Genomic DNA, 20,860 nt, shown 5'->3' on the forward strand with positions numbered 1-20,860 from the left:
GTGCGGCCTGCTCAAGCGTCGTCGCCGTCGCTGTCCTTGCCCAGGCGCGCCTCGACGGCCTGCGGCTCGTACATCTCCTCGACCACGCGCAGATAGAGCTCGTTGGGGTTGGGCAGGTGCTTGACCTCGCGCAGCGCCTGATCTTGACCGGCCGACTCGAGCACGAACGTGCCGTAGCTCAGCAGGCGGCCGAGGGCGGACTGCTCGTACTTCATGTCGGTGACCCGCAGCAGGGGCATCATGGCCACCCGGCGGGTGATGATGCCGTTGACGACCATGACCCGCTTGTTGGTCAGGATGAAGCGGTCGAAATACCAGTCGAAGACCTTCCACGCGACCCAGCTGATCACGCCGAGCCAGAGCAGGACGGCCACCGTCACCAGACCGTTGACGTTCTGCCGGGTGAGGAAGCCGGCCAGGTAGCCGAGGGCGAGCGTGGCGCCGGCGCCGACACCCAGCGGTGTGGACAGGTGGATCCAGTGCCTCTTCCACTCGCCGCGGTAGCGCTCGGTCGGGAAGAGATAGCGAGCGACCAGTGTGGTCGGTTCATCCTCCAGGGGGAGGACCCGCCGAGGACCGCCGCCGCCCTCGGGGCCCAGGCCCTCGAGCTCTTCCTCGGTGAAGACGGGGGCTTCGTATTCGTCGCCGGCATCGTCCGCATAGGCGGTTGAGCGTGAATAGCCGGCATCCTCGGAGTAGCCGGCGTCAGGGTTGTAGCCGGCGTCGGGTGAGTAACCAGGACCGTCCGCATAGGCGCGACGCCGCCGCTGGTATTCGGGGTCGCCGTCGAACGCCGGATCGTTGTATCCGAAGTTCTCGTCGTCGTCCCGAGGGCGCCCGGCGCCCTCGCCTCGAGGCTCGTGCGGCTCAGCTGGACCACCCATGTGGTGATGCTAAGCGACGAGGTTCGTGAAGAACGTGCCGAAGCCCCGGGCAATATCGGCGATCGTGCCTCCGAGTGACTCGAAGACCGACGCCGCCGAGTTCGGGTTGAAGGCGATGAAAAAGATCAAGAACGCGATACCAAGCCAGGTCAGAACCTTCTTGATCATGGCGGGCCTTCTCCTGTGGGTGCGGGTGACGGTCAGCGCCGCGGCAGTACTGACGGTATCAGCTTCGTCGCTCGGTGTGAACATTGTGGCCGAAAAGCCGATTCCGTATCCGCAGGTCAACCCGCAACTTGGCTAGGCCTTGCCCTGCAGGTACGGCGACGGCGCTCCGTACACCAGCTCGGACGGCAGCCCCTCGGAGAGGTCGTGCAGAACGACGTGCTCCGCGAGGAAGTAGCCCGCGCTTGCGGGCCACGCTACCGCATAGAGCCACATTCCTTTCGCCTCACTCACGTACGCGCTTCGATCCTCAGGGGACTTGACGCACCACAGTGGAGTCGGGTGACCGGCCGCCTTGATCTTGGCGTGCGGTCCAGCGTGGCCGTTGCCCGCGGCGAGCGCCTCGGCGATCAGATGACCCGGGTCGATGCCCGGAATTCCGGCGAACCTGGTGCCCAGCCCGACGCCGGGCTGCTCGGCGATCAGCACCACGTCGGCGGGCCCGCCGCCGAGCGGTTCCGGCCCGCTGCACGCGACCGCCGTGGCCCGCACGCCCGTACGATCGTCGCCCGCCCAGCCGATTCCGGTGACCATCCACCCCGCCGGCAACGGCCACGGGCACCAGAACGGGGTCTGCCCGCCGGAGGCAGCGCGCCGGATCATGCTGTCGACGATCTCGGCGTTGATGTGCTCGGCGACGTGGAACGGCGGAACCTCGCCACAGTTGTCGCAGCGCCAGTCGGTGTGCATCAGGTCCGGCTTACGCACCTGTGCACCGCATCTGGGGCAACTCACTGTGACACCCACGCCTCTAACCGTGCGGCTCACGGCAGGCCGCGTCAAGCGAATCCGCAGAACCCGGGCCTATCAGCCAGATTCACTCGGGCGGGGGTCCCGCGTGCGCGCGGATCCAGGCGTGCATCGCGATGCCGCTGGCGACCCCGGCGTTGATCGAGCGGGTCGAGCCGTACTGGGCGATCGAGAACAGCTCGGCGCAGGCCGCCCGGGCCGGCTCGGACAGCCCCGGACCCTCCTGGCCGAAGAGCAGCACGCACCGCTTGGGCAGGGTGACGGTCTCCATCGGCCGCGAGCCGGGCAGGTTGTCGATCCCGATCACCGGCAGGTCGAGCTCGGCCGCCCAGGCGACGAACTCCTCGATCGTGGGGTGATGCCGCACGTGTTGATAGCGGTCGGTGACCATGGCGCCCCGCCTGTTCCACCGCCGCCGGCCGACGACGTGCACCTCGGCGGCGAGAAACGCGTTCGCGTTGCGCACCACGGTGCCGATGTTGAAGTCGTGCTGCCAGTTCTCGATGGCGACGTGGAAGTCGTGCCGGCGGGTGTCGAGATCGGCGACGACCGCCTCGCGGCGCCAGTAGCGATAGCGGTCGACGACGTTGCGCCGATCACCTTCGGCCAGCAGTTCGGGGTCGTAACGCGGATCACCGGGCGGGTCACCGGTCCACGGCCCGACACCGACCTCGGCGGACTCGTCCTCAGCGGCAATCATGGGCGGTTACGCTACCCAGCCCGTCCGGAGCGAGGCTTAGCCTGTCCGCCGCGAGGCGCCGAGAGACGCAATGAGCGGCGGGGCCCTCCCCGGCACCCGCCGCCCACGCTCTGTTGAAGGCGAGTCTGCCTCACCCTGCGTATCGATGTGAAGGTATCTCGCATGTGACGGCCATCACAATTAACAAGGTTTTCTATTACCCTCGGCAAGAACGATCTCCGAGGTCACGAACGGATCGCGGTGACCATTCCCGCCATGTCGGGATTCAAGCGACGAAACGGGCGTTACAACTTGACCCGTAACCGGGAGCACGCTCCTCACTTATCGTTACGATGGGTTGCCCCAACCCCACGCCGCGTCCCGATTTGGTGCTCCAGACCACGTGTCGTCCGCGCCTCGACCGGGAATTGCTGATGGGACCTATGGGTTTCAGAGCACGAAAGCCAATTTCCCGTGGACGGAGACATCATGGCGACGGTTGCGCTGACCGCTGAGAACTTCGACGAGGTCACCAGCAAGGACGGCATCGTCCTGGTCGACTTCTGGGCGAGCTGGTGCGGGCCGTGCGTCCGCTTCGCCCCGACCTACGAGCGGTCTTCCGAGAAGCACGAGAGCATCACCTTCGGCAAGGTCGACACCGAGGCGGAGCAGGCGCTCGCCGCGAAGTTCGACATCCGTTCGATCCCGACGATCATGGCCGTCCGCGACGGCGTCATCGTCTTCTCCCAGCCGGGCGCTCTCCCCGAGTCGGCCCTGGAAAACCTGATCGAGCAGGTCGAGAAGCTCGACATGGACGAGGTGCGCACGCAGCTGGCTGCCCACAGCCACTGACGCCACCTGTTTTACCTGGTCAAGGCCCGCGAACCGGTTCGGTTCGCGGGCCTTTCCATGCCCGCCGCGCCCGGTCGGCGACACACCAGCGGGTGACTGGACAAGCGCATCGAACATGTGTTCGAATTCTCGCCATGCGATGGTCCAACCTGTCGGCTCCCTCCGACGGCGGCTCGCTCCCGGACAGGGCGGCGCCCGCGGCACCACCCCTGCCGCTGGCGCTGCCCGACGCCGCTGTCCGCACGTTCGACACCCCCGGCTTCGCCGGCATGACGTTCTACGAGATCCAGGCGAAAAGCCTGATCAACCGTGTCCCGGGCGGGTCCCGGGTGCCGTTCGAGTGGACGATCAATCCCTATCGCGGCTGCTCCCACGCCTGCGCCTACTGCCTCTCCGGCGACACGCCGATCCTGCTGGCCGACGGCTCCACGCGCCGGCTGGCCGAGCTGCGCCCCGGCGACGCCGTGATGGGCACGATGGGCGCCGGCTCCACCCGCCGCTACGTCCCCACCACCGTGCTCGACCACTGGTCGACCACCAAGGCCGCCTTCCGGGTCACGCTGGCCGACGGCACCCGGCTGGTCTCCAGCGGCGATCACCGCTTCCTCACCGACCGCGGCTGGCGGCACGTCAGCCCGGCCGAGGCCCACCAGCCCGCGCTGGCGATCGGCGACCTCATGTTCGGCGTCGGCCACTTCGCCGAGCCGCCGAAGGAATCGCCCGACTACCAGACCGGTTTCCTCTGCGGCCTGCTCCGCGGCGACGCCGGCCGGGGCGAGCCGGGCCAGGGCGACACCGTGCCGGCCCGCGAGGGCGACGCCTGGGTCCGCGCCGACGGCTATCTCGACGACGTCCCCCTGCACGAGGCCCTGCGCTGGCCCGAACTGCCCACCACGGGGTGGTACAGGGGGTTTCTCGCCGGTGCCTTCGGTGCGGTCGGCCGGGCCGACCGGCTGGCGATCAGCTTCACCAGCGGCGACCGGCTGTTCCTGGCCCGGGTGACCGAGGCGCTGACCCACCTCGGCCTGCCCAGCCGCGTCCCGGTGCGGGTGCGCGGCGGGGGCACGGGCGTCGTCGAGATCGACCGCGACCTGTGGGCCACTCTGCGCTTCCGCCACCTCACCGGCGTCGACGACGCGCCTCTCGACGCATCCGGGGTCGGCGTGCGGGCCGGGCGCCAGCTCGCCGTGGCCGACATCGAAGACCTCGGTCTCACCCTGCCGCTGTTCGACATCTCCACCGGCACGGGCGACTTCATCGCCGACGGCGTGGTCAGCCACAACTGCTTCGCGCGCCACACCCACAGCTATCTCGACCTCGACACCGGTCACGACTTCGACAGCAAGATCGTCGTCAAGGTCAACGCCGGCGAGCTGATCCGCCGCGAGCTGTCCGCGCCCCGCTGGTCCGGCGCGCCGATCGCCATGGGCACCAACGTCGACGTCTACCAGCGCGCCGAGGGCCGCTACCGGCTCATGCCCGAGATCCTGGCCGCCCTGCGCGACCACGCCAACCCGTTCTCGATCCTCACCAAGGGCACGCTGATCCTGCGCGACCTCGAACTGCTCACCCAGGCGGCCGAGGTGACCCGGGTCGGGCTGTCGTTCTCGGTCGGCTTCGTCGACGAGCGGGTGTGGCGCGCTGTCGAGTCGGGCACCCCCAGTCCCCGCCGCCGGCTCGACGCGATCCGCCGGCTCACCGACGCCGGCTTCGAGATCGGCGTCCTGATGGCGCCGATCCTGCCCGGCCTGACCGACACCGACGAGTCGATCGACGAGACGGTCGCGGCGATCGCGGCGGCCGGGGCCACCAGCGTCACCCCGCTTCCTTTGCATCTGCGCCCCGGGGCCCGGGAGTGGTATGCGGCCTGGCTGACCAGCACCCATCCCGACCTGGCGCCGCGCTATCGCGAGCTCTACGGCAACGGTTCCTATGCCCCGCAGACCTATCAGCGCGAGGTCTCCGCCCGGGTGCGCATCGCGGCCCGACGGCACGGCCTGCATCGCGCCGGTCCCGGCGAGATGCGCGCCATCACCCCCGCCCCGGCCGAAGAGGAGGATCGCCAGTTGACGCTCTTGTGAAATGGCCTGACTACAGTCGATGGCATGAGGGATGCACAGCAGATCTTGGCGGAGGCGAAGGTCATCGCCGTGGTCGGCGCGTCGCGCGACCCGTTCAAGCCGGCGCACACGGTTCCACTCCAGATGTTGCGGCACGGCTGGCGGATCATCCCGGTCAACCCGTTCGTCGATGAGATCTTCGGGGTGCCGACCGTGGCCACCCTGGCCGACATCGACGAGCCGATCGACCTGGTCGACGTGTTCCGGCCCGCCCATGACGCGGTCGAGGTCGTGCGGCAGGCGGTCGCGATCAAGGCACCGGCGGTGTGGCTGCAGAGCGGCATCGTGTCGGCCGAGGCGCGGCGCATCGCCGAGGAGGCCGGCATCGACTACGTCGAGGACAGGTGCCTGGCCGTCGAACGAGCCGCTGGAGGCTTGACGCTGCTGCCCTGAGACGACGCTCGTGACAGGCCCTTGCGACAGGCTCGCGGGTCCGCCCTGAGGCCGCGCCGCGGGGCAAGATCGGCCGGCTGTGTCGCAATACCGTCGCAACCTGCGGACACATGCGGTTATCGGTGATCGTTCCGGGTCTCCGGCTAGTACGGTGCCGGGGAACTAGGAGGACTTGATGACGCATCCGTCCGGCGGAACACCGGATCCCTATCAGCCGCAGCAACCGTACGGGCAGCCCTACGACCCGTACACGGCCGATCCGTCGAGCGGGCAGCCCTACGGCGCCCAGCCGGCGAGCGGGCAACCCTACGGCCAGCCCTACGGCGCCCAGCCGACGACCGGGCAGCCCTACGGTCAGCCGTACGGGCAGCCGGGTCAGCCTGGGCAACCGGGCTACGGCCCGCCGTACGCGCCGGTGGTCGCCCCGACGAACACGATGGCGATCCTGTCGCTGGTGTTCGCGTTCGTCTTCCCGATCGCCGGCATCATCATGGGTCACGTCGCGCGCAAGCAGATGCGGCAGACCGGCGAGCAGGGCGAAGGGCTGGCCACGGCCGGGCTGTGGCTGAGCTACATCTTCACCATCGGCTACGTGCTGTTCTGCGGGCTGTACGTGGCAGCCATCGGGATCTTCGCCTTCAACAACGGCGGCACCGCCCCGTAACACGGACCACGCCGGTCGGCCGGTCACCCGGCCGACCGTGCGAGGGTCAGCGGAACTCGGCCTCGCGGACGCTGTTGCCGCCGTCGACGACCAGCATCTGGCCGGTGATGTAGGAGGCGGCCGGCGAGCACAGGAACGCGATGGCCGCGGCCACCTCGTCGGGCGTGCCGGGGCGGCCGATCGGCGTACCCAGGCCCTGCTTGATCTCGGTGACCGTGGACGCGGCGGTGTAGATCGTGCCGGGCGCCACGCAGTTGACGTTCACCCCGTCGGCGACCAGTTCCATCGCGAGCGCCCGGGTCAGGCCGACCACGCCCGCCTTCGCCGCGGCGTACGCCGCCTCGGTCGGCAGGGCATTGACCGGGCCGGCCGTGGCCGACAGGTTCACGATGCGGCCCCAACCGCGTTCGGCCATGCCGCCCTGGAAGGCGCGGCTGCACAGGAACGCGGTGCTCAGGTTCCGGTCGATCTCGGATTTCCACTCGTCGTACGTGAGCTGGGCGACCGGCCGCAGCACCTCGGGGCTGGCCCGGCTCGTCAGGCCCGCGTTGTTCACCAGCACCTCGACGTCGCCGAGCTGGTCGACGATCGCGTCGGCGAGCGCGCCCACCTCGGCCTCGTCGGTCAGGTCGGCGACGAAGCCGGTGACGCCGAGCTCGGCGGCCCGCTCGTGAATGCGCCGGGTGGTCGACACGATCGCCACCCGAGCGCCGAGATCGCGCAGGCGGCGCGCCGTCGCATAACCGATCCCGTCCGGACTTCCCGCCCCCGTGACCAGGGCGACCTTACCGTCCAGCCGTAACGTGACCGGCGCTTCCTGCGGCTCCGCAACCTCCACGTCGACCTCCACCTCCACAGCGAACTCCGGCCCGGATGATTCGTGGACCGCTGACTTGGCGCCGGATCGGACCGGCCGGCATGAAGAGCGTCACGGGCACGTGGCGCATCCCCGGCACATCTTCTCAGCCCGGATCCACCCGGGCACGGCCAGGGAAGCCATTCCCCCTCCTTCACTCACGGTTTTGCCCCGAAGGGCCGACCCCGTCGGGAGGAGTTATTCGACGCGCGGCGTGGCGGTCGGGTTGGTCAGAGGGCGTACGGGCGGCTCCTCAAGAAAGACGAGCGGCGCCTCGGGACCGTAGCGGGCGGGCAGCTCGGCGCGGGCGCGTTGCCGGTCCTGGGTGCCGATCTCGACGCCGGCGCCGTCGTGACGAGCACCGATCGAGACGATGCGTACGCCGGAATGGGTCCAATAGTCGAGGTCGGCGAGCACACGGTCGTGCCAGAAGGCCAGGTCGACGGCGGTGTGGGCGGCGTCGCGCACGACAATGCAGGTGTCCTCGGCGGCGCGGCGGATGAACTCGTCGAAGGCGGCCGACGGCACACGATGGACGATCGCGCGGGCGTTCTCCTGGTCGACCTCGAGCCCGGCGAAGCTGCCCGGGAACTCGCCGCGGCCGGCCTTCTCGATCCGGTCCATGGCCGCCTCGAGCCGGGCCGGCGTCACCGGCATCGCCACCCCGGCGACGGCCATCTTCTCGGGCAGGCGCAGGAACTCGCAGCCGGGCGTGCTCCAGCCGCCGGTCAGACCCGGGGACGCCGAAGGATGCTCGTCGGCCGAGTCGTCGCAGCCGCCGATCACGAGGATCGCCCCGAACGCCAGGAGACAGCCGACCCGGAATCGAAGACCGTACATCGCATTCCCCCTCTGTACCCCGGACCGGCCGATGCCGCCAGGCGTACAACGAGTGAAAGCGGCGAACAGGACCTAGTCGGCCAGGGCGGGGTCGACCCGGAAACGGGCCGAGCGGGCGGCGCCGAGGATGACCACGGCCACCCCCACCATCAGGAGCCCCAGGCCGGGCAGGGCGGCCGCCCGCGGTTCCTGCCCGAGCCACAGCCAGGCCAGCAGGGCGGCGCCGGGCACCTCCAGCAGGATCAGGACGCTGACCGTGGTGGCCGACGTGCGCTGGAGCGCGTAGTTGAACATCGAGTGGCCCAGGAGCTGGGCGCCGACGACGATCGCCAGGATCGCGGCCCAGGTGCGGTTGTCGTAGCCGCCGAGGTCGACCCCGGCCGCGAGGCAGACCCCGAGCAGCAGGACGGCGCAGGTGCCGTAGCAGATCCAGGTGTAGGTGATCGTGCTCAGCTCGACGCGTGCCCGCTCGCCCAGGGCCGTGTAGAAGGCTGCGAAGATCGCGCCGAGGAGGGCCAGCGCGTCGGCCCACACGGCCTGCGCGGAAACGCCGATGTCGGCTCCCGTGGCCCAGGCCGCGCCGCTCACCGCCACGCCGATGCCGATCCAGCCGAGCAGCGACGGGCGACGGCCCTGAGCGGCCGCGATCAGGCCCTGCCACACCGGCTGGGTGGCGACCAGCGCGGTCGCCGTGGCCACCGAGCCGAGTTGCACGCTGGGCATCCAGGTGCCGAAGTGGGCGGCCAGGGCCACGCCGGCGAACACGCCGAAGAGGACCGCGCGCCGCGAGGCGCCGAGAATCTCCGAGCGCCGGGGCCCGTACGCGATGGGGGTCAGCACGACGGTGGCCAGGGCATTGCGCCAGAACGCGATGGCCAGGGCCGGAGCGGCCGCGAACGCGATCAGCGGCGCCGAGGACGCGACGGCCAGGACGGCGACGATCAGTGCGAGGACGGTCGGAAGGCGTGATGAACGCTCATTCATCCCCGGCCGTCGCTTCTTGCGGACTCGTACACCACAGTTTGCGAACCCCTATTGAACGGAAAGTGATGGTGTCGTTACAGTCACCGAGGTTTCTCACACTTACCCCCCTCGATGCGCTGGGAGGCGTTTCCCCGTGCCCGCATACCGTGCGGTCGTGTTCGACTTCTTCGGCACCCTGACCCGATCCGTCCAGCGAGGCCCCCAGCACGCCGAGATCGCCCGATCGCTCGGCGTCGATCCCGAGGCGGTCCGCGGGGTGTTGGACCGCACCTTCCGGGCCCGCGCCCGGGGCCGTTACGGGTCCGCCGAGGCCACCCTACGATGGGTGATCGAGCAGGCCGGCGGCCGCCCCCGCAGCGACCAGGTGCGCGCCTGCCTCCCGGCCCGGGTCGACGCGCTCAAGGCCGACACCCGCCTGCGGGCCGACGCGGTGACCACGCTCGCCGCGATCCGCCGCCGCGGGCTGGCGACGGCCCTGATCAGCGACTGCACGCACGAGCTGCCGGCCTTCCTGCCCGGTCTTCCGGTCGCTCCGCTGCTCGACGCGACGATCTATTCCGTACGCCTCGGCGTCTGCAAACCCGACCCGCGCATCTATCTGGCGGCGTGTGACCAGCTCGGTGTACGCCCCCAGGAGTGTCTCTACGTGGGCGACGGCGGCAGCCACGAACTCACCGGAGCCGCCGCCGTGGGCATGACCCCGGTGCGCCTGGCCGCCCCCGACCTGACCAACCACCTGGTCTTCGACGCCGACACCAACTTCGCCGGGCGTACGGTCCGCTCGCTCACGGAACTGGTGGGCCTGGTCGACCGTTCCCTCATCGTCGGCACCCGCCAGTCCGCCGCGACCCTTCGTCCGGCTTAGTGGCGTGCGAGGATGGCGCGGTGACGTCCGCGGTGCTCGAAGAGGCGCTCAAGAAGGCCGCCCTGGCCTGGATCTCGATCGGCGACGGCGCCGCGCTGGCGCTGTGGGTGATGCCGCTCGACGGCAGTCTGATCGTGGTGAGCGGCGAGGGCGAGCAGTTCGCGCCCGGGCTGGATTCCGCGTCCCGGGCCACGATGAGGCTGCGCGGCGACAACGGCGCCCTCATCGTGATCACTGAGGCGACCGTGACCCGGCTGACGCCCGGCAGCGACGAGTGGACCGAGGTGGCACCCCAGCTCGCCGCGAAGCGCCTGAACGCCTCGGGCACGGCCGACGACGTGGTGGCCCGCTGGGCGTCGACCGGCTGCGCCGTCGTGCGCCTGACCCCGGTGACCGACGAGACGCCGCTGGCCGCACCCGACCTGCCGTCCGACTCGGGCGCCGCCGAGCCGCGCGAAACCCCGGCCCGGGTCGAGACCCGCCGCCCGTTCCGCCTCCACCGGGTCAAGCGCCGCTGACCCTGCCTGTGGACAACCCACCCTCTCCGCCTTGACAAGGCGTACTGTCCTCTCCACTCCCCAGGGCGGGAGGGGGCTAGGGATGGCGTACTCCGCAGAACCTGAAACTGGATCAGCCGACGAACGGTGGGACGGCGATCTCGCCGCGCGCGATGGGGCACACGTGCCCGGCCACGGTCGCTGACGTGGCCGCGCCGCCGGTGGCGGTGACTGTGCACTCGAGCAGGGACGGGCGTTTCATCTCGATGCCCTGGTGCACGCGGTAGGCAGACGTGCCCTCGCCCGGCAGCAGGCCCGAGGCGACCAGCCATACGCCGAGGCCGAGAGCCGCCGAACCGGTCGCCGGGTCTTCCGGCACCGAGCCGCCCGGGATCAGGACGCGGGCGTGGGCCTCGTTCGTCTCGGGCGACCACGAGAACACGCTCAGGTCGGTGACGCCGGCCCGGGACGCCGCGGCCGAGTCGATCCGCACGGTCGCAAGGGCCTCACGGCGTACGGGAAGATACATCCAGTCGAGTCCGCAACCGGCGGACCGGGGCGGGGCGAGATCGGCGTAGTCTTCAGCCGTCAGGCCGGCGACCTCGAGCAGTGGCGCCGGGTCGAGTGGCGCGCCGAGGGCCGGTTCTCCGCCGGTGAGGGTCGCGCCCCCCGCCTCGGTGACGGTGATCGGCAACAGGCCCGCGCCGCACTCCTGCACCACCTCTCCGGGGGGAAACAGGCCGCGCCGCATCGACGTGACCGCAGCGCCGACGCTCGGGTGGCCCGCGAAGGGCAACTCCGACTCGGGTGTGAAGATGCGGGCCCGATAGGTCGCCGACGGATCGGTCGGCGGCAGCACGAAGACGGTCTCGGACAGGTTGAACTCGCGCGCGAGCGTGTGCAGTTGGTCGGTGGCGAGTGCCTCGGCGTGGTAGACGACAGCCAGCGGGTTTCCCGCGAACGGGCGGTCGGTGAACACGTCCACGATCTCGTACGCCACTCCAGACATGTCCCGAACCTAACCTAGGCTGGAATGGTGACCATGGGGACGAGGGTTTATCTGGCCAGGCTCGCCGGCCTGCCCGTGTTCGACCCCAACGGCGACCGGGTGGGGCGGGTGCGCGACGCGGTCGTGCGGCTGCGCACCACGAACCGGCCGCCGCAGGTCGTCGGGCTGGTCGCCGAGATGGCGTTACGGCGGCGCATCTTCCTGCCGATCGGGCGGGTGACGTCGATGGACTCCGAGGCCGTGGTGCTGGCCAGCGGCGTGCTCAACCTGCGGCGGTTCGAGAAGCGGCCGAACGAGTTGCTCGTCGTCGAAGATCTGCTGGACCGCCGGGTGACGGTCATGCCCGACGACGGCGACGGGCCCGGCACGCCGAGCACGGTCGTCGACATCGGCATGGACCTGAACCGCAGCAACGAGTGGCTGGTGACCCGGGTCGCCGTGCGCGGGCTGACCGGGCGGCTGAGCCGCCGCGGCCACGTCTTCCAGGCCGAGTTCGACCGGGTGCGCGGCCTGATCGGGCCGACCGACACCCAGGGCACCTCCAACCTGCTGGCGCTGCTCGAGCAGATGAAGCCGGCCGACATGGCGAACGCTTTGCAGGACCTGCCGGACGCCCGTCGCAATGAGGTCGCCGCCGCTCTCAGCGACCGCACGCTGGCCGACGTGCTCGAGGAACTGCCGGAGCACGATCAGGTCGAGATCCTGGTGCATCTGGGCCGCGAACGGGCCGCCGACGTGCTCGAACGCATGGACCCGGACGACGCGGCCGACCTGCTCGCCGAACTGCCCCAGGCCGAGCAGACGGTGCTGCTCGACCTGATGGAGCCCGACGAGGCCGACCCGGTGCGCCAGCTCATGAACTACCGCCCGGGCACGGCGGGCAGCGTGATGACCTCGGAACCGGTGATCCTCACTCCGGACACGACGGTGGCCGAGGCGCTGGCCCGCATCCGCGAGCCGGAGCTGTCGCCGGTGATCGCCGCGCAGGTGTTCGTGGCTCGCGCGCCCTCGGCCACGCCGAGCGGGAAATACCTCGGCATGGTGCATTTCCAGCGGCTGCTGCGCGAGCCTCCGTCGTCGATCGTCGGCGGCATCGTCGACGCCGATCTCGAGCCGCTGCGCCCGGAGACCACGCTGGCCGAGATCATCAAGCGCATGGCCACGTACGACCTGGTCGCGATGCCCGTGATCGACTCGACGCGCCGTCTCGTGGGGGCGGTGACCGTCGACGACGTGCTCGACCACTCGCTGCCCCGCGACTGGCGCGACCGTGACCTCAGCGAGATCGACGAGGTCACGCTGTGACCGAGCCGCGCAGAGATCGCCTCGACCAGCCGGTGGAGCCCGGGCGGGTGCGTCTGCCCCGGTGGGATCCGGAGTCGTTCGGCCGCTGGTCCGAGAACATCGCGCGCTACATGGGCACGGCGCAGTTCATCGTGTGGATGACGCTGGTCATTCTCACCTGGTTCGCCTGGAACACCCTCGCCCCGTCGGCGCTGCGCTTCGACCCGTACACGTTCACGTTCCTGACCCTGATCCTGTCGTTGCAGGCCTCGTACGCCGCACCGCTGATCCTGCTGGCCCAGAACCGTCAGGCCGACCGCGACCGGCTGGCGATGGAGGAGGACCGCCGGCGCGCCGCGATGCAGAAGGCCGACACCGAATATCTGGCCCGCGAGATCGCCTCGCTGCGGATCGCGCTGGGTGAGGTGGCGACGCGTGACTTCCTGCGCTCCGAGCTGGCCCGGCTGGCCGACGAGCTGGACGAAGCGGCCCATCGCCGGGACAAGCGAGCACGCTTGGACTGGGAGGAGGATCGCAAGGGCTTAGACGAAGGTCGTAGATAGCTTCGACGTAGCATGGGGCCCATGTCCGCACCCGCTTCCACGCTCGAGGACGCGATCCAGGCCGCGCTGGCCACGGTTGACGACCCCGAGATCCGCCGCCCGATCACCGAGCTCGGCATGGTCAAGGGCTTCACCGTCGGCGACGGCACGGTCCAGGTCGAGCTGCTGCTGACCGTGGCCGGTTGTCCCCTGCGCGGCAAGCTCGACTCCGACATCACCGCCGCCCTCACCAAGATCCCCGGCATCACCTCGGTGACCATCGATTTCGGCGTGATGGACGAGGAGCAACGCAAGGCTCTGCAGACCACGCTGCGCGGTGGTGGCGGCGCCTCGGCCGAGCCGGTCATCCCGTTCGCCCAGCCCGGCTCCCGCACGCGGGTCTACGCGGTCGCCAGCGGCAAGGGCGGCGTCGGCAAGTCCAGCGTGACCGTCAACCTGGCCGCGGCCCTGGCCAAGCGCGGGCTTTCGGTCGGCGTCGTCGACGCGGACATCTACGGCCACTCGGTGCCCCGCATGCTCGGCGTCGAGGGCAAGCCGACCCGGGTCGAAGACATGATCATGCCGCCGCAGTCGCACGGCGTGAAGGTCATCTCGATCGGCATGTTCACCGCGGGCAACGCCGCCGTCGTGTGGCGCGGCCCGATGCTGCACCGCGCTCTTCAGCAGTTCCTCGCCGACGTCTACTGGGGCGACCTCGACGTGCTGCTGCTCGACCTGCCCCCGGGCACCGGCGACGTGGCCATCTCGCTGGCCCAGTTGCTGCCCAACGCCGAGATCCTGGTCGTCACCACGCCGCAGACCGCCGCGGCCGAGGTGGCCGAACGGGCCGGCGCGATCGCCATGCAGACCCACCAGCGCCTCGTCGGCGTCGTCGAGAACATGTCCTGGCTCGAGCTGCCCGACGGCTCGCGCATGGAGGTCTTCGGTTCCGGCGGCGGGCAGAAGGTCGCCGACTCGCTGACCACGACGGTGGGCGCCTCGGTGCCGCTGCTGGGTCAGGTGCCGCTCGACACCCGGGTGCGTGAGGCGGGCGACGCCGGCGAGCCGATCGTGCTGGTCGCGCCCGACGCACCGGCGGCCAAGGCGCTCGACGCCGTGGCCGACAAGCTGGCCGTACGGCGTGAGTCGCTGGTCGGCAAGCCGCTGGGCCTGATGGTCAACGCCCGGCGGTAGAACGCTACGAAGGGGCCCCGCCGCGAGAAGCGAGCGGGGCCTTTTTACGTCGCGTCGAGGTCGAGCGCGGGCTTCGCGGCGGGCGACGTGACGGGCGCGGTGCTGCTCGACCCGTTCTTGATGTCGGCGGCCGCGGCAACGTCGGTCAGGTCGCTGCGCACGCCGTTCAGGTCTTGCTTCACGTCGTCGAGCAGGCCCTGCAGCGGCTTACGGATCGCCGCTTCGTCTTCCTCGGTCAGCAGGTGCTTGCGGATGAACGCCTTGGGGTGCAAATCCTGGAGTTGCAGGTCGGTGCCGAGCTCACGGTTGAGATCGGTGGTCGCGTTCTGCGCCATCGCCCGCAGGCCGCGCAGCATGCGCAGGCCGTCGCTGATGACCTTGGGCAGCCGCTCACCGAAGATCAGCAGCGCCAGCAGGAGCAGCGCCCCGATCTCCCACCAGTTCAGATTTTCGAACATGTGGCCTCCCAGGTTCCGGGAGCAAGCCTACGCACGCGAGGTGACCTAGGGCAGTCCGGACAGCGATCAATTGGAGTCGGCGGCCAGCGTCACCGAGGCCGTCTGAGTCTTCGTTCCGCGACGGTACTCCACGGAGACGGTGGCGCCGGGCGCGTACTTACGCACCAGGGCGATCAGGTCGGTGCCTTCCTCGAGCAGGTGCCCGTCGAGCTTGGTGATGACGTCACCGGCTTTGAGGCCCGCGGTGGCGGCCGGGCCGGACGGTTCGACCGAGCGCAGCCGGGCGCCGGTCGCGGTGTTGCCGCCGGTGGTCACCTCGGCGCCGATCACCGTGCGGCGGGCCTTGCCGTGGTCGATGATGTCGCCGGCCACCCGGCGGGCCTGGTTGATCGGGATGGCGAAGGCGAGACCGATGTTGCCGGCCTCGGTCTCGTTGCCGCCCACCGAGCGGATCACCGAGTTGACCCCGATGACCTGGCCGGCCGCGTTGACCAGCGGGCCGCCCGAGTTGCCCTGGTTGACCGCGGCGTCGGTCTGGATCGCCGCGTAGTAGCGCGTGGTGCCCGCGTCGCCGGCCTCGATCGTACGGTCGACCGCGCTGACGATGCCCGCGGTGACCGTGTTGACCAGCGCCAGCGGGGAGCCGAAGGCGAGAACCGGGTCGCCGACCGCGATCGTGTCGGAGTTGCCGATGGCGACCGGGGTGAGGCCCGACTTCGCGACTTTGATCACAGCGACGTCGGACTGGGGGTCGCGGCCGACGAGCTCGGCGCTGGCCGTGGAGCCGTCACTGAAGGACACCGACATGGCGTCGTCGCCGCCCTCGACGACGTGGTCGTTGGTGATGACGTAGCCGTCCTCGGAGACCACGAAGCCCGACCCGATGGCCCCGGTCACGCGGACGGTCACGACGCTCGGCAGCACCTTCTGGGCGACGCCGGCGAGCGAGTCGGGCGCCCGGTTGGCGGCGGCGGGCGGATCTTCCGAGGTCGCGCCGAGCTGGGTTCCGCCGCCCGGGGCGACCCCGCCGCGGACCGCGAAGACATAGCCCAGGGTGCCGCCCAGACCGCCCGCGAGCAGGGCCGTTATCAGGCAGATCAAGAGAATCGGAGCGTACGACCGGCGAGGCGCGTCGGGGTTGACGACCGGCTCGGGCATGGGGCTGCCGGCCGTGGGCGGGGTCTGCACCACCACGGCGGTAGGGGCGTACGGGTCGCGCCAGGGGTCAGCGAGCGCGTCGGACCACCAGGGCGACTCCGGCGGGACGGGCGGACCATTGGCGGGCGGCGGAGCGGGACGCGCGTTCCAGCCGTCGGTCACGTCGGTGCCTCCCACTCGATTCCTGCCGGGCTCCCCCTCCAGGATGACACGGATCCCGGACACCGCTCCTCCCCGGCCCGTTTATGCATCGACGGCCCGATGCATCCCACGGGAGCATCGCTCCCATCCGACCCGCCCCACCCACCACCCAAGGATCGACCGAAGGCCAATAGTCTTTATCCGATGTGCGTAGCTCAATGCCCGCATGTCCGCCTACGCCCCCGGAGGTCGTCATCGTCCCGCCAGCCCGCCAGTTCGGCCCGTCGACGGGCCAGGCCCTGCAGTTCGCCGAGGCGTACGCCAGCGAGGACATCGTGCTGCAGACCGCCCGCAGCCTCGCCCACGAGCTCGGCCTCGACAGCGTCACCCCGGCCGCGGGGTCCATGCTGCGGCTGCTCGCGGCGGCCGGCAGTGCCAAGGCGGTCGTCGAGATCGGCACCGGCGCCGGGGTCAGTGGCGTCTGGCTGCTGCGCGGCATGCGACCCGACGGCGTGCTCACCACCATCGACGTCGAGAACGAGCACCAGCGCATCGCCCGGCGCATCTTCGTCGAGGCGGGCTTCGCCCCGTCCCGCACCCGCATCATCACCGGCCGCGCGCTCGACGTGCTGCCCCGGCTGGCCGACGGCGCCTACGACCTGGTCTTCGTCGACGCCGACACGACCGAGGTCGGGGCCTGCGCCGACGCCGCGCTGCGACTGCTGCGCCCGGGCGGCGTGCTGCTCGTGAACGGCGCCCTGGCCGGCGGCCGCATCAGCGACCCGGCCGCCCGCGACGTCGACACGCTGACCATCCGCGAGACCGTGCGGGCGGTGCGCGAGTCGGAGGAGTGGATCCCGGCGATGGTGCCCTCAGGCGCCGGGCTGCTGGCCGCCGTCAAGCGTTGAGAGGTATCGCAAGAGCGTCCGCACGCCCCAGCCGGTCGCGCCGCGGGTGAGTTCGAGCTCGGTCGTCTCGGTCCAGGCCGGGCCGGCGATGTCGAGGTGGGCCCAGCGGCCGGCGTAGGCGCCGGTGAAGTCGCGCAGGAAGAGCGCCGCCGGTCCGCCGCCCACCGCCGGTGAGCTGTGCCGGTCGGCCACGTCGCTGCGCAGAAGCTCGCGATAGTCGTCGCACAGCGGCATGCGCCACATCCGCTCCCCCGCGGCCGCACCGGCTTCCGTGAGGGCCGTGGCGAGCTCGTCGCCGCTGCTGTAGAGGGCGGCGACGCTGGGGCCGAGCGCGACGATGGCGGCCCCGGTGAGCGTGGCGACGTCGATGACGACGTCCGGGGCGAGCCCGCCGGCGTAGGCGAGGGCGTCGGCCAGCACGAGACGGCCCTCGGCGTCGGAGTTGGTCGACTCGCTGGTGGTGCCGTCGTACTGGGTGATCACGTCGCCGGGGCGGTAGGCCGAGCCGCTCACCGCGTTCTCGGCCAGGGGCAGCAGCGCGGTGACCCGTACGGGCAGGCCGAGGTCGGCCGCGCCCAGCGTGGCGGCGGCGACCGCGGCCGCACCGGCCATGTCGTTCTTCATCCGCTTCATGCCGGGGCGATCCTTGATCGAGATGCCGCCGCTGTCGAACGTGATGCCCTTGCCGACCAGCACGACGTGGGTGCGGGCGCCGGGCGGGTCCCAGACCAGTTGCACCAGGCACGGCTTGAAGCGCGAGCCGCCGCCGACCGCGCGCAGACCCCCGAACCGGGCCAGTTCGTCGCCGGACAGGACGCGCACGGTCGTCCCGGGCCGCTTGGCACTGGCCCCGGTGACCTCCTCGGCCATCCAGTCGGGGTTCTTGATGGACGGCGGGGTGTTCGTCAGATCGCGGGCCAGCCAGGTCGCGCGGGCCGTCGCCTGCGCCTGCGCCAGGCCCAGGGCGTACGTCTGCAGGCCGCTCGCGACGATGCCGACCTCGGCCGACCGGGGCTCCTCCAGCGCGTCGCGATAGCGATAGCCGCCGAGCCACAGCCCCTCGGCCAGCCCGCGCACCGACTCTTCGGAGGCTGCCTCGTCGAGGTGCACCTGAGCCGGCTCGTCGCCGAGTGCCCGGATCGCGGCCGCGCCCGCCGCTCGCCAGCCTGCCTCGTCACCGGCACCCACGTGGACCAGCAGCACCCTGGCCGGTTCGCGCAGCGGGCGGGGGAATTCCTGGACCGTGCCGGCCGGACGATCGGTCCCGGCCAGTGCGGCGATCTCGGCGCCCAGGGCGCCCTCGGAATGGAACAGTGGACCCGTCGCGCCCACCGGCACGACACGGGTCAGAACGTCGTCGAGACGGCCGGTCAACCGGATGGGAAACACGGGAGCGTGACCTTTCTCGAAGACGTGGAAAGCCCGCCGGTACGGGCGGTACCGTACCGGCGGGCTCGCGTGAAACGTCAGCCGGCGATCGACTTCAACGCGTCACCCAGCGCGCTGGCCTCGTCCGGAGTCATCTCAACGACGAGCCGGCCACCACCTTCCAGCGGGACCCGCATGACGATGCCCCGACCCTCCTTGGTGACCTCCAGCGGACCATCGCCCGTCCGCGGCTTCATCGCCGCCATCTTGTCTCCCCTCAGACCTACATCAGGGTGTCGGCGGGTTACCCCGCCACCACTGTTCCTCAGCTAGCTCAGCCTCGGCGCCACGTGCTCAGCCCCACGCGACACCTACCTATTCCGACCGGCGGCCGAGGGCCCTCGCGTGCAATCACGACCCGGCCCACCGTGCCGATCAAACATTTTCCCTGATGAACACCGGCGAACCCAAACCCAGCCCGGGCGGATGTGACAGCGTCTAGCATATCGTCTTTCGGGCTGTCACAATGTGCGGTCATGCAGGCGCGGTCGGCACTCTTCGACCTGTACGGCGACTACCTTCGTCCCAGAGGCGGGCGCGCACCGGTCGCGGCCCTGGTCAGACTGCTTGCGCCGCTCGGCATCGCCCCGCCCGCGGTGCGCACGGCGGTGTCCCGCATGGTGCGCCAGGGATGGCTGCACCCTATGCGATTGGTCTCCGGGCCCGGCTATCTGCTGACCCCCAAGGCCGCCCGCCGTCTCGACGAGGCGGCCGCCCGGATCTACCGCACCGGCCGCTCCGGGTGGGACGGGCGGTTCGATCTCATCCTGCTGCACGGCCCGCTCGGCAAGCGGGAGGCGACGCGGCTGGCGTTCCTGGGCTACGGCCCGCTGGGCGAACACTCCTGGGTCGCTCCCCGGGCGGCTGAGGAGGCGGACACCGTGCTGACCGAGGCGGGGGTCGGCTACGAGCGGTTCAGCGCCAGCCACGCGGCCGGGTCGCCGGGCGCGGCCGAGGTGGTCGGGCGGGCCTGGGATCTGGGCGAACTGGCCCGGTCCTACGAAGACTTCGTGGCCGATCTGCGGCCGGTGGTCACGTCGGTCAACGCCAAGAGCGACGACGAGGAGGCGTACGCGGCCCGGTTCCTCCTCGTGCACGCCTGGCGCTCGTTCCTGTTCCGCGACCCCCAACTGCCGTCGTCGCTGCTGCCGCCCCGCTGGCCGGGCACGAGCGCGGCCGGCTTCTTCGACCGCCACGCGGCCCGTCTGCGCCCCGCGGCGGACCGTTACGTCGAGCGATGCCTGCACCCGGTTCCTCGCCATCGTGTGGGATTCTCAGACACATGACCGCCATCCGACCGCCCCACCCGCCGCCCGTGACCGGACTGAAGACTGAGTCCCTTCTCGTCGACCGCAACGGCGCCGTCGTGACCCTCACCCTGAACCGGCCCGAGGCGATGAACGCCCTCGACGTCGACCTCAAAGAGGCGCTGCGGGACACGCTCGCCCAGCTCGAGACCGACCGGTCATGCCGGGCGATCGTGCTGGCCGGGGCGGGCAAGGCGTTCTGCGTCGGTCAGGACCTGCGCGAGCACCAGGCCCAGCTCGAATCGGGCCGCACCGAGCTCGACACCGTGCGGCAGCACTACAACCCGATCGCGCAGCGGCTGGCCAGCATGCCCAAGCCGGTCATCGCGGCGGTGCGCGGCACGGCGGCCGGGGCGGGCGCGTCGTTCGCGCTGCTGGCCGACTTCCGCATCGGCGGCCCCAAGACGACGATCCTGATGGCCTTCGCGAACGTCGGGCTGGCCGGCGACAGCGGCGTGTCGTGGTCGCTGCCGCGCATCGTCGGGCACGCCCGGGCGCTCGAACTGCTGCTGCTGGCCGAGCCCGTGCGCGCCGAGAGGGCGTACGAGATGGGTCTGCTCTCGCGCCTGACCGAGGACGACGAGCAGGTGCTGCCGGTGGCTCAGGAACTGGCCGAGCGGCTCGCGGCGGGCCCGACAGTCGCCTACGGCGCGATCAAGCGGGAACTTTCCATCGGTGACGCGGGGACGCTCTCCGACGCGCTCGCAGCCGAGGCCCAGGCGCAGGCCATCTGCGGCGGGACGGCCGACCACAAGGCTGCCGTGTCCGCGTTCGTCGCCAAGCAGAAGCCGGTCTTCGAAGGCAAATGAAGAATGGGGGGCG

Annotated in this window: 24 protein-coding genes; 13 read left to right on the plus strand and 11 right to left on the minus strand. The window is 70.8% G+C overall.

Translation table 11 applies throughout. The features are described from left to right. Nucleotides 1-11: 11 nt before the first annotated feature. Nucleotides 12-884, minus strand: a complete 873-nt coding sequence (locus tag EER30_RS03850) for a PH domain-containing protein (protein WP_127498273.1) — start codon at nucleotides 882-884, stop codon at nucleotides 12-14. A 25-nt stretch (nucleotides 885-909) separates the two neighbouring features. On the opposite strand from EER30_RS03850, the gene EER30_RS46900 reads away from it, so the two are divergent. Next, the gene (locus EER30_RS46900; RefSeq protein ID WP_164842192.1) at nucleotides 910-1,188 is read left to right on the plus strand and encodes a hypothetical protein; all 279 of its coding nucleotides are present in this window, start codon (nucleotides 910-912) and stop codon (nucleotides 1,186-1,188) included. On the opposite strand, the gene EER30_RS03855 is transcribed toward EER30_RS46900, so the two are convergent. Both EER30_RS03855 and EER30_RS03860 read right to left on the minus strand, forming a co-directional pair. Further along, nucleotides 1,185-1,877 (minus strand): DUF6758 family protein, encoded by a 693-nt coding sequence (locus EER30_RS03855; protein WP_349290854.1) that lies wholly within the window; start codon nucleotides 1,875-1,877, stop codon nucleotides 1,185-1,187. The genes EER30_RS46900 and EER30_RS03855 overlap by 4 nt on opposite strands. 49 nt (nucleotides 1,878-1,926) lie before the next feature. Continuing rightward, nucleotides 1,927-2,559 carry a TrmH family RNA methyltransferase gene (locus EER30_RS03860; RefSeq protein WP_127498274.1) on the minus strand — a complete coding sequence of 211 codons (633 nt, stop codon included), beginning with the start codon at nucleotides 2,557-2,559 and terminating at the stop codon, nucleotides 1,927-1,929. 468 nt (nucleotides 2,560-3,027) lie between these two features. On the opposite strand from EER30_RS03860, the gene trxA reads away from it, so the two are divergent. The 4 genes from trxA to EER30_RS03880 all read left to right on the plus strand — a co-directional run bounded on the left by trxA (nucleotide 3,028) and on the right by EER30_RS03880 (nucleotide 6,567). Then, nucleotides 3,028-3,390, plus strand: a complete 363-nt coding sequence (gene trxA, locus EER30_RS03865; protein ID WP_127498276.1) for a thioredoxin — start codon at nucleotides 3,028-3,030, stop codon at nucleotides 3,388-3,390. Between the two features lie 134 nt (nucleotides 3,391-3,524). Continuing rightward, nucleotides 3,525-5,471: an intein-containing Rv2578c family radical SAM protein gene (locus tag EER30_RS03870; RefSeq protein ID WP_127498278.1), complete on the plus strand. Its 1,947-nt coding sequence runs from the start codon at nucleotides 3,525-3,527 to the stop codon at nucleotides 5,469-5,471. 24 nt (nucleotides 5,472-5,495) lie between these two features. After that, the gene (locus EER30_RS03875; protein ID WP_127498280.1) at nucleotides 5,496-5,903 is read left to right on the plus strand and encodes a CoA-binding protein; all 408 of its coding nucleotides are present in this window, start codon (nucleotides 5,496-5,498) and stop codon (nucleotides 5,901-5,903) included. Nucleotides 5,904-6,078: 175 nt separating this feature from the next. Next, nucleotides 6,079-6,567 (plus strand): DUF4190 domain-containing protein, encoded by a 489-nt coding sequence (locus tag EER30_RS03880; RefSeq protein ID WP_127498281.1) that lies wholly within the window; start codon nucleotides 6,079-6,081, stop codon nucleotides 6,565-6,567. A gap of 46 nt (nucleotides 6,568-6,613) precedes the next feature. Here the strand turns inward: EER30_RS03880 and EER30_RS03885 are convergent, their stop codons facing one another. The 3 genes from EER30_RS03885 to EER30_RS03895 all read right to left on the minus strand — a co-directional run bounded on the left by EER30_RS03885 (nucleotide 6,614) and on the right by EER30_RS03895 (nucleotide 9,247). Next, nucleotides 6,614-7,405, minus strand: coding sequence for an SDR family NAD(P)-dependent oxidoreductase (locus EER30_RS03885; RefSeq protein ID WP_349290855.1), 792 nt, complete (start codon nucleotides 7,403-7,405; stop codon nucleotides 6,614-6,616). A 216-nt stretch (nucleotides 7,406-7,621) separates the two neighbouring features. Further along, nucleotides 7,622-8,263 (minus strand): hypothetical protein, encoded by a 642-nt coding sequence (locus EER30_RS03890; protein ID WP_127498285.1) that lies wholly within the window; start codon nucleotides 8,261-8,263, stop codon nucleotides 7,622-7,624. Between the two features lie 72 nt (nucleotides 8,264-8,335). After that, on the minus strand, nucleotides 8,336-9,247 hold the full coding sequence (locus EER30_RS03895) for a DMT family transporter (RefSeq protein ID WP_127498287.1): 912 nt from the start codon (nucleotides 9,245-9,247) through the stop codon (nucleotides 8,336-8,338). 133 nt (nucleotides 9,248-9,380) lie between these two features. Here EER30_RS03895 and EER30_RS03900 point away from each other — a divergent pair, with 133 nt between their 5' ends. Together EER30_RS03900 and EER30_RS03905 are read left to right on the plus strand one after the other, a co-directional pair. Continuing rightward, nucleotides 9,381-10,112, plus strand: a complete 732-nt coding sequence (locus EER30_RS03900) for an HAD family hydrolase (RefSeq protein WP_127498289.1) — start codon at nucleotides 9,381-9,383, stop codon at nucleotides 10,110-10,112. Nucleotides 10,113-10,132: 20 nt separating this feature from the next. Continuing rightward, a complete protein-coding gene (locus tag EER30_RS03905) occupies nucleotides 10,133-10,630 on the plus strand; it encodes a hypothetical protein (RefSeq protein WP_205650100.1) in 498 nt (165 codons plus the stop codon). A 112-nt stretch (nucleotides 10,631-10,742) separates the two neighbouring features. On the opposite strand, the gene EER30_RS03910 is transcribed toward EER30_RS03905, so the two are convergent. Then, a complete protein-coding gene (locus EER30_RS03910) occupies nucleotides 10,743-11,618 on the minus strand; it encodes a PhzF family phenazine biosynthesis protein (RefSeq protein ID WP_127498293.1) in 876 nt (291 codons plus the stop codon). Between the two features lie 27 nt (nucleotides 11,619-11,645). Here EER30_RS03910 and EER30_RS03915 point away from each other — a divergent pair, with 27 nt between their 5' ends. Genes EER30_RS03915 through EER30_RS03925 form a run of 3 tightly spaced genes read left to right on the plus strand, consistent with a single transcriptional unit; the run spans nucleotide 11,646 to nucleotide 14,638 of the window. Continuing rightward, nucleotides 11,646-12,923 carry a magnesium transporter MgtE N-terminal domain-containing protein gene (locus EER30_RS03915; RefSeq protein ID WP_127499336.1) on the plus strand — a complete coding sequence of 426 codons (1,278 nt, stop codon included), beginning with the start codon at nucleotides 11,646-11,648 and terminating at the stop codon, nucleotides 12,921-12,923. Beyond that, nucleotides 12,920-13,465, plus strand: coding sequence for a DUF1003 domain-containing protein (locus EER30_RS03920; RefSeq protein WP_127498295.1), 546 nt, complete (start codon nucleotides 12,920-12,922; stop codon nucleotides 13,463-13,465). The genes EER30_RS03915 and EER30_RS03920 overlap by 4 nt, the downstream gene beginning before the upstream one ends. A 21-nt stretch (nucleotides 13,466-13,486) precedes the next feature. Continuing rightward, a complete protein-coding gene (locus EER30_RS03925) occupies nucleotides 13,487-14,638 on the plus strand; it encodes an Mrp/NBP35 family ATP-binding protein (protein ID WP_127498297.1) in 1,152 nt (383 codons plus the stop codon). Nucleotides 14,639-14,682: 44 nt separating this feature from the next. Here EER30_RS03925 and EER30_RS03930 read toward each other — a convergent pair whose 3' ends face one another. Then, the gene (locus EER30_RS03930; protein ID WP_127498299.1) at nucleotides 14,683-15,096 is read right to left on the minus strand and encodes a twin-arginine translocase TatA/TatE family subunit; all 414 of its coding nucleotides are present in this window, start codon (nucleotides 15,094-15,096) and stop codon (nucleotides 14,683-14,685) included. Between the two features lie 66 nt (nucleotides 15,097-15,162). Then, entirely contained in the window at nucleotides 15,163-16,416 is a 1,254-nt protein-coding gene (locus EER30_RS03935; protein WP_127499338.1) for a S1C family serine protease, read from the minus strand. A 314-nt stretch (nucleotides 16,417-16,730) separates the two neighbouring features. Here EER30_RS03935 and EER30_RS03940 point away from each other — a divergent pair, with 314 nt between their 5' ends. Further along, nucleotides 16,731-17,303, plus strand: a complete 573-nt coding sequence (locus tag EER30_RS03940) for an O-methyltransferase (protein WP_240669848.1) — start codon at nucleotides 16,731-16,733, stop codon at nucleotides 17,301-17,303. Here EER30_RS03940 and EER30_RS03945 read toward each other — a convergent pair. Then, nucleotides 17,268-18,692, minus strand: coding sequence for a leucyl aminopeptidase family protein (locus tag EER30_RS03945; protein ID WP_127498303.1), 1,425 nt, complete (start codon nucleotides 18,690-18,692; stop codon nucleotides 17,268-17,270). The two genes, EER30_RS03940 and EER30_RS03945, sit on opposite strands and share 36 nt — an antisense overlap. A gap of 77 nt (nucleotides 18,693-18,769) precedes the next feature. Beyond that, entirely contained in the window at nucleotides 18,770-18,937 is a 168-nt protein-coding gene (locus EER30_RS03950) for a DUF3117 domain-containing protein (protein WP_014694782.1), read from the minus strand. 270 nt (nucleotides 18,938-19,207) lie between these two features. Here EER30_RS03950 and EER30_RS03955 point away from each other — a divergent pair, with 270 nt between their 5' ends. Both EER30_RS03955 and EER30_RS03960 read left to right on the plus strand, forming a co-directional pair. Further along, a complete protein-coding gene (locus EER30_RS03955) occupies nucleotides 19,208-20,017 on the plus strand; it encodes a PaaX family transcriptional regulator (protein ID WP_127498305.1) in 810 nt (269 codons plus the stop codon). Beyond that, nucleotides 20,014-20,847 carry an enoyl-CoA hydratase/isomerase family protein gene (locus EER30_RS03960; RefSeq protein ID WP_127498307.1) on the plus strand — a complete coding sequence of 278 codons (834 nt, stop codon included), beginning with the start codon at nucleotides 20,014-20,016 and terminating at the stop codon, nucleotides 20,845-20,847. The genes EER30_RS03955 and EER30_RS03960 overlap by 4 nt, the downstream gene beginning before the upstream one ends. Nucleotides 20,848-20,860 lie beyond the last annotated feature (13 nt).

This window comes from Actinoplanes solisilvae (genome assembly GCF_003999975.1).
Lineage (GTDB): Bacteria > Actinomycetota > Actinomycetes > Mycobacteriales > Micromonosporaceae > Actinoplanes > Actinoplanes solisilvae.